Genomic DNA, 4,112 nt, shown 5'->3' with positions numbered 1-4,112 from the left:
AAACTTTACGGCGAACAGGAAATACCGATCGTGTGAAAATTCCGCTCCGGCTCGGGCTTCCCAAACGCGCCGTCAGCCCGGCACCAGATGCCCCCTGGCCACCCCAGACCCAGCCCGGGTGAGCAGGACACGGCGAGGTGCGTTGTGAGCCCATTCGATGATGGCGGCGGTGGTGTCGTGGCCTGCTCTGGTCAATGCGCACACGCCCAGAGCGGGCAGCGTAGACAGGGTAGGCAGGCCGTAGCGACGGCCGCGCGAGTTTCTGGGGTCGTCGATGGTGTACAGGTGGCCCATCGAGTCGGGGGTAAGTTCGTCTATAGGGGCGAGTGGTTGGGCGGGTGGGTGGGTGGGATTGAGAAGTAGCAGGAGACAGGAGAGGATAACATACCGAACACGGGTGCTTACTTATTGCAATTTCTCGACAATTCCATGATCCTTCATGCCTGTGCCCGTTTTCGCATGTCAGAACCCGGTCACACCCCAGCGAACCGCCCCAGATCGTTCTCCATGCGTTCTCCGCAAAACGCGAGAACTCCAGGACTCTGACCGAACGACAGCGATCGAGCATCCCGGCAGTTGAAACAATCTCGAATAGGTGATTACTTTCCGTAAAATTACGGATGGATTTGCCGGTTTGGCGCTTCTGAGTTCAATGGATGGTCAACCCCCTGGCCTGGGATTATAGGGAAACACCGGAGAGGGCTGGAAACAGGCAGTCAGGTTCAAAGGGCACCAGTCGTCACGAGACGTGATCGATGCCGAAGGGGTGATCAGTCATGCCGCGAGGTGGTGCCCACCCGCTATCCGGTCCACCGCCGGACCCGAACGCGCTGCGCCGTGACCGGCCGTCCGGCCAAGCGACGTGGAGATGCTCTCCGCCAAAGGGCGCATGGGTGAGCCGCCCGAGTGGCCGTTGCTCGCCATGCCCGTACAGGCGCACGGGTGGGACCTGTGGTACAACATGTGGTGGTGCACGCAGGCAGCGATGTGGGAACACCTCGGTCAGCAGATCGAGGTCGCGATGTCCGTGCGCGAGCTCTTAACCAAGCAACTCTTGGATGATCTCCGTCGCGTATCTGTCAATGTCGTCCACCGTCTCGTCCAGGTCCGCGCCGACCGAGGCCAGGTAGGCCAAGAGGGACCCCCGAACGACGGAGCGCACGTCCCCGGGACCGACCCCCACTCCGGCCTTGTGCAGCAGAGCTAGTTCCCGTTTTGCGGTGGTCAGCGCTGCCTCTACCGAGTCGTGCGGGTTCGCTGCGCCGTCTACCTTTCGTCGGCAAACCACAATACTGTCGAGATTCGAGGGTTCACGGGCACCGCTCTTGACGACGCTGGTCGTCATCTCCCCTTTTACCGGCTGCACAGCAGTGACACAGAAACCTGCACGTTCAAGAGACTCAATAACACGCACCCATCCAGCAATGCGAGCTTGATGGAACGTGAAGGCGAGCAGGCCACCCTTTTTCAGGACGCGTGCACATTCAGACCACACTGCCTCGATGGCCTTACCGAACTCCATCGGGTCTGCATTCTGTACTTCGCCCTTTCTCCTTGTCGTGTCGTCGGAGGGATACCCGTCGAAGGGGTCCATCGCACGCAACCAGGCATGGAAGAAGTCAGCCAGTTCCGCGTAGTGGACATTGTCCATGTACGGCGGATCGGTCACGACAAGATCGACAGAGCCGTCCGGCAAGTCTGTGTCGGCGGAGTTGCGCGTGGCGACGTAGGCTGCCGGCTCTTCGGAATCGGCGAACGACGACCAGTCCTGATAGAGGCAAATCGCCAGAGGCGCCGAAAGCCCCGTCACACGTTGGACCTCGCCATTCTCCGGAACAAGATCGGAGGGCAGAGTCTTGTACTCGTGTGCGCGTTGCAGACGGCTCTTCAACAACGTCGAGAAGGATCCGGACGAGTACGGAGTCCCCCACGGATGCGCTTCCAGAGGCGTGCGCTCAGGTTTCAGAATATGGTGGGAGAACATATGGCGAACCGCACCAGTTCCCTCACCCTTGAAGGAGGTGAACCGATTGTTGAACTCCAGCGTGCCGGAGAAAAGCGCACACAAAGCCTCACGTTCCGGGGTACGTCCGGGAAGATCACGGATCGCGGTCGCAATGAGCGAAAGTGAGTACATCTGGCGAGCATTGAAGAAGTGGTGCCACTCGTTAAAATTCCACTTGATCGCCTGGTCGGTGTTGTTGCCAGAGGCCAACTTGCCGGAGGGCAGAACGGCAGAGGACGGCAGCTCGGCGAGCAGCTCCTCACATTCCGCATACAGCGCACGGTCCCAGTCCGTGATGGGCTCGTAAGTCTTGCGGCCCTTGGCGTCCACGACCATCTTGGCGTACATCTCGTAGTCGGGCAGGTCACCGTTGAGTGCCGTCATGACCTTGGTGGCGTGCCCGTTCCGACAGGTCGCCGTCGAGCGAACCACGGGGCCCTTCTGGGTGACCGTGTGACCGTTGGCGCACTGTGCGGTGTCGAAGTCGTAGCGCCCCTCCTGGATGTCCAGGCACTGGGGGCAAACGATCTGGGCCTCCGGCACCCGCTTGGGGTAGGCGTTCTTGGAAAACACCGTCGAACTGAAGAGCCGGATCGTGTCACCACAGTCCGGACACGGCACTGTCGCGACCCAGAAATAGTAGAGGACAGTACGGCCGTCCTCGGTCCTGTGCACCCGATCGACCTCACGACGGCACTCGCGTTCCACCCGTTCGAAGGCCGCCGAGAGAGCCTGTGCGTCCCACTGCTGAAGCGCTTGGCGCTGGACAAGCGTCGCCACAGGGTTGATGTCGAAGCACACCGCACTGGCACCGAGTTTGGCGGTTTCGACTCCGGTCACTCCGGAACCTGCGAACGGGTCGAGGACCACCAGTCCCGACAGATCCGTGGGCGCCGAATAGACTGCCTCGGCATCCTCGCCAGCAGCCGTGATCGCGGACGTGATGATGCCTCGGAAGACGGTTCCGAGCCGCTTCGCCCACCACTTGTGTGTACTAGTGGCGGGGCGGTGGACCTCCTTCCGCCATGACTCCTTTGTCCCCACTTCACTCAGCATGACCGCTGGAAACTCGGTTTCCAAAGCAGTGCTGACCGGAATAGCTACTCCGCTTCCAGACTTGGGGTCCATCAGTGGCTCAGCCATCGCCCAGTTCGAGACCTTCCGCATAGCGAACTGCTTCGTCGCTGAGGCGAACCTCATTCTGCTCCCCATGCCCGAGCGTCCGATAAGCACGGAAGCGGTGAACCTGCCCAGCCTTAGGGTTGGGCACGAAGTGGCGAATCATCTCATTGGTCTGGAGATTGAATTCATAAGAAGAGACAACCTTCTCGACCTCTACACGCTCAATCTCACCTACCTGAACCAAGTCAGGGCTCTCCGGCTCGAATGTATCGGGCACGATCAATGTCGAAAGGCCAACCGTCCCACTCGCCAGATAGAAGGGTGTCGGGACGACATACATCTTGCGATCCCGAACAAGGATGTCTCCATACGAACCGAAACCGCGAAAGGACTTGTTTTTGTGCACGTAGTCAGAGTCAGCGTTCAGAAAACTTCCGTGACACACCACAAGGTCCGTAACAGGATACGCATCCATACCCTTAACATCTTTCGGGTAGCGACCGAAGACGTAATAGACCTCACGACCGTTGTGCTCACCGCTAGGAACCTGTGAGTTGGAGTCGTAGTTCGCATCACGACCAGGCCAAGCGAGACCCTTGACTTCGTAACCCTCGGGGAAATTTACAAGGCGAAAGTCGGGATAGGTGTTACGGCCAGGATCATCATAATTTAGTTGACAAGAATTCAGGCGATCCTGGACCCAGTTCTGAAAGTGAAACTCCTTATCACTGTCACTCACCTTCTGAATAAGGACACCCTCAGCACGAGCTCGCTCGCACTCACGGAAGACCTGCTCGACTGTGCTCACTCAGAACCCTCCCTTGCCTCGCCCTCCAGAACAGGTTACCGCACCAACGGCGATGCCCAAGAGCCCCATTCGGCCGCTTATTCCCAGGTCAGGCGTCGCTTGTACACCAGCTAACCTAAGAGCTCATCTCATTTGGTGAGTCTGCGGTAACAGATCCGTATGCAGGCGATGCCAGCG

At 59.2% G+C, this 4,112-nt stretch carries 2 protein-coding genes; both read right to left on the bottom strand.

Annotated elements, in window-relative coordinates; genetic code table 11:
• Positions 1 to 1,039: 1,039 nt before the first annotated feature.
• Positions 1,040 to 3,148, bottom strand: coding sequence for a hypothetical protein (locus tag DVR05_RS26435; RefSeq protein ID WP_198659376.1), 2,109 nt, complete (start codon positions 3,146 to 3,148; stop codon positions 1,040 to 1,042).
• Entirely contained in the window at positions 3,141 to 3,935 is a 795-nt protein-coding gene (locus tag DVR05_RS26430) for a hypothetical protein (RefSeq protein ID WP_198659375.1), read from the bottom strand. The genes DVR05_RS26435 and DVR05_RS26430 overlap by 8 nt, the downstream gene beginning before the upstream one ends.
• Positions 3,936 to 4,112 lie beyond the last annotated feature (177 nt).

The sequence above is a fragment of the Nocardiopsis sp. FIRDI 009 genome (assembly GCF_003386285.1).
Taxonomy (GTDB): Bacteria; Actinomycetota; Actinomycetes; order Streptosporangiales; family Streptosporangiaceae; genus Nocardiopsis.
Note: the sequence above shows the minus strand (reverse complement) of the source record. Positions and strands in the feature narration are given on the sequence as shown.

What these genes read in the sequence shown, in the direction of transcription:
- DVR05_RS26435 (WP_198659376.1), bottom strand. Translation starts at nt 3,148, where the DNA reads ATGGCTGAGCCACTGATGGACCCCAAGTCTGGAAGCGGAGTAGCTATT.